Genomic DNA, 3,556 nt, shown 5'->3' on the forward strand with positions numbered 1-3,556 from the left:
CTCGGCGGGCTGATCGAAGGCGTCCTACGGCTCTGCGAGCCGGGCGCCCTCCTCTTGCTTTCCGCCAACTATCGGCCATGGCGGTCGGCGGACCTCTTCCGAGAAGCCGCCTGCGCCTGCTCCCGCGCGGGAGCGGAGATCGAGCGGCTCCCCGGCCCGCCCCTCCCCGTCGATCTGCCCGAAGGAGCCGGACCCGCAACCGTCTGGCTCCGGCTCCATCCGCAGCGCTCCTGATTTCGGCGCTCTCGAGGGGGCCGGGGACCGGACCTCCTCTCTCAATGGCGCTCGGCCACGAGGCGGTAGGCGCCGAGGAGAGTCACCTCGACGTCGAACTTCCAATGCTTGGCCGAAAGCCCCAAGGCCTCCACGAGCTCTCCCCCCAAAAATCCCGCATGGATGCTGGTCCTCCCGTCCTCGTAGGTGATCCGGCTCAGCCCGCAGAGGCGGAGCAGGCGCAGCTCGGCGAGATGGAGCTCCCGCCGGGCGGGCTCCACCGCAAGCAAGAGACGGCAGGAACGGTCCAACTCCCGGCCGATCCAACGCAAATCCTCCGCTCCGAAGTGGTGGAAGACGAGATTGGCGAGGACCAAGGGATAGTCTTCCCATCCGGCAAACTCCCGCACATCTTCCCGGCGCCACTCCCAGGGGAGAGGCCAAGCCGCCGGCCGGCCGATCCGATCGAGCCCCGTCAAAACGAGCTTGTCCCGAAGCTTCGGATCGAGGTAGAGAAGCCGGCCGAGCGTGCCGTCGCCGGCGCCGATCTCCACTGCGCGCGTAAACTCCCGCACCCGCCGGCGCGCCTCACGGCGAAACCAAGCGAAGTTCCCCATGAGACGATTGATCCGCCGCAGCTCCCGTCGGGCCCGCATCGCCTCCGGGCTTTCCGGTGGAAGCCGATCGAGAATTTCCGGACGAACGATTCGCTCCATGAGACGGATCCGCTCCCAAACCATATCGCCCGAAGGGGACGATGGCGCGGTCTTTTTCATCGAAACTTTTCTCTTCTCGCGGCTCTCTTCGTCCGCAAAAACCCTTTACAGGAAGGAGATTGTTCCTGAAAAAGCCATTGTGAGATCCGATTTACGCCTGGATGCCAAAACTCTCGACCGGCGGATCGATCCGAGCCGGCTTCCTTTCGAGACGACCGCGGAGCTCGTGGAGAGTCCCGGGGTCCTTGGGCAAGCGCGGGCCATGGAAGCGGTGCGCTTCGGCGTGGCCATGAATCAGCCCGGCTACAACCTCTTCGTCATGGGGCCGAACGGGATCGGCAAACGCTCCCTCGTTCTTCGATTCCTCGAGGAGCGGGCGGCCGGGCGGACCGTTCCATCGGATTGGGCCTACGTTTTCGCCTTCGAAAACGAACGGCGCCCCAAGGCGCTCGCCTTTCCTCCCGGGAAGGCGCGGGAGTTCGCCGAGGACATGGATCGCTTCGTGGAAGATCTCCGCGTCGGCATTCCTGCGGTTTTCGAAAGCGACGAATATCGCGCGCGCGTGCAGGATATCGAACAGAGCTTCCAGGAGCGGCGCGAGCAGGCCTTCTCCGAGCTCCGAGACCGAGCGCAAAAGGACGGAATCGCCCTCCTCCAGACTCCGGCGGGCTTTGCTTTCGCCCCGCTCAAGAACGGGGAGGTCCTCGACCCGGAGACGTTCGCCAAGCTGCCGGACGAGGAAAAGCAGAGGATCCAATCGAGGGTTTCCTCGCTCCAGGAAGATCTGACGAAGGTCATCCGCGAGATCCCGAAATGGCGGCGGGAGGCGCAAGGCAAGCTGCGCGAGCTCAACCGATCCCTCGTCCGTTCGACGGTTTCGAATCTTCTCGAGGAGCTGAAGGCCAAGTACAGGGAGATGCCTGCGGTCTGCTCCCATCTCGAGTCTGTCGAAAAGGATGCGCTCAAGAACGCCGAAAGCTTCCGGCTTCCCAAGGAAGCCGAGGGGCTCCCTCCGGGAATGTTTCCTCCCGGAATGGGGCCCGACGCGGTCGAGGCCTTTCTCCGGCGCTACCGGGTGAACGTCGTCGTCGACCAATATGGATCCCAGGGCTCTCCCGTCGTCCTGGAGGAGAATCCGACCTTTTCCAACCTTTTCGGAACGGTCGAGCATATCGCGCAGATGGGAGCCCTGGTCACCGACTTCTCGCTCATTCGTCCCGGATCGCTCCACAAGGCAAACGGCGGATACTTGGCCATCGACGCGCTCCGGCTCCTCTCCCATCCCTTTTCCTGGGAAGGAATCAAGCGGGCGCTGCGCAGCCGCCAGATTCGCATCGAGCCGCTCGGAGAGGCTCTCGGAATCTTGAGCACGGTCTCTCTCGAGCCCGAGCCGATCCCGCTCGACGTGAAGGTGATCCTGCTGGGCGAGCGGATGCTCTACTATTTGCTCCACGAGCTCGACCCCGAGTTCTCCGAACTCTTCAAGGTCGTCGTCGACTTCGAGGAAGAGGTCGATCGGAGCGAGGCGATGCTGCTCCTCTACGCGCAGTTTTTGGCGGAGGAAGCCCGCACGGGGAATCTGCTGCCCCTCGACCGCGGGGCGGTCGCCCGCATCCTGGAAGAAGGGAGCCGCGTGGCCGCGGACTCCAAGAAGCTTTCGCTGCGCGCCCGGACGATGACCGATCTTCTTCGGGAAGCCGACTTCTGGGCTCGGGACGCCGCGGCGAAGGCCATTTCCGAGAGCCACGTCGAAAGGGCGGTCGCGGCGGCGGAGGCTCGTTCCGGACGAATCCGCGAGCATCTTCGGGAAGAGGTGCTGCGGGGCACGCTCTTGGTGGACAGCGACGGAGAGAGCGTGGGCCAAGTCAACGGCCTTGCCGTCCTCGAAGCGGGAGGGGTGCTCATCGGCCATCCCAACCGGATCACCGCCCGGGTCCGATTCGGCAGCGGCAAAGTGGTCGACATCGAGCGGGAAGCCAAGCTCGGCGGACCGATCCATTCCAAAGGAGTCCTGATCCTCTCGGGATTCCTCGCCGGCCGGTACGTGCCGGAGGAGCCGCTCTCGCTGGCGGCGACCCTCGTCTTCGAGCAGTCCTATGGCATCGTCGAAGGAGACAGCGCCTCCTGCGCCGAGCTCTGCGCCCTTCTCTCGACGCTCGCGGAAGCCCCCATCCGGCAATCTCTGGCCATTACCGGATCGATCAACCAAAAAGGGCAGGTGCAGGCGATCGGAGGGGTCAATGAAAAGGTAGAGTCCTTCTTCGAGATCTGCCGCGCGCGGACCCTCACCGGGAGGCAGGGGGTGATCGTGCCCGCGGCCAACGTCGACCACCTCGTCCTCCGCCGAGAGCTGCTCGAAATGGTCGACCAAGGTCTCTTTCATCTCTACGCGGTGCGGACGGTCGACGAGGCGATGGAGCTCTTGACCGGGCTTCCCGCCGGCGAACGCGGGCCGGACGGACGGTATCCGGAAGAGAGCCTCAATGGACGGGTGGAGCGGAAGCTGCTCGAGTTCGCCCGGAGGGCTCGCTCCCTTTCCGCGGGGGGGGAGAAAGCGTGAGGATCGAGCGCATCGTCTTGTTTGGGCAAGCCTTTTCCGAGGGAGGAGCCGAGGCGGCCGCCGAGCT

2 protein-coding genes and 1 pseudogene are annotated in these 3,556 nt (G+C 64.8%); 2 read left to right on the forward strand and 1 reads right to left on the reverse strand.

Annotation, left to right across the window (positions count from 1 at the left end; translation table 11 throughout):
- A pseudogene (locus FN369_RS10955) lies at nucleotides 1-234 on the forward strand (hypothetical protein); the annotation flags it as partial.
- A gap of 41 nt (nucleotides 235-275) precedes the next feature.
- Here the strand turns inward: FN369_RS10955 and FN369_RS00890 are convergent.
- A complete protein-coding gene (locus FN369_RS00890) occupies nucleotides 276-989 on the reverse strand; it encodes a hypothetical protein (RefSeq protein WP_142524339.1) in 714 nt (237 codons plus the stop codon).
- A 79-nt stretch (nucleotides 990-1,068) separates the two neighbouring features.
- Here FN369_RS00890 and FN369_RS00895 point away from each other — a divergent pair, with 79 nt between their 5' ends.
- Nucleotides 1,069-3,489 carry a Lon protease family protein gene (locus tag FN369_RS00895; RefSeq protein WP_246189468.1) on the forward strand — a complete coding sequence of 807 codons (2,421 nt, stop codon included), beginning with the start codon at nucleotides 1,069-1,071 and terminating at the stop codon, nucleotides 3,487-3,489.
- The last annotated feature ends 67 nt before the right edge of the window (nucleotides 3,490-3,556 follow it).

The organism is Methylacidimicrobium cyclopophantes (assembly GCF_902143385.2).
GTDB lineage: Bacteria > Verrucomicrobiota > Verrucomicrobiia > Methylacidiphilales > Methylacidiphilaceae > Methylacidimicrobium > Methylacidimicrobium cyclopophantes.

Coding starts and splice junctions, on each gene's coding strand:
- FN369_RS00890 (WP_142524339.1), bottom strand. CDS start 989: ATGAAAAAGACCGCGCCATCGTCCCCTTCGGGCGATATGGTTTGGGAG.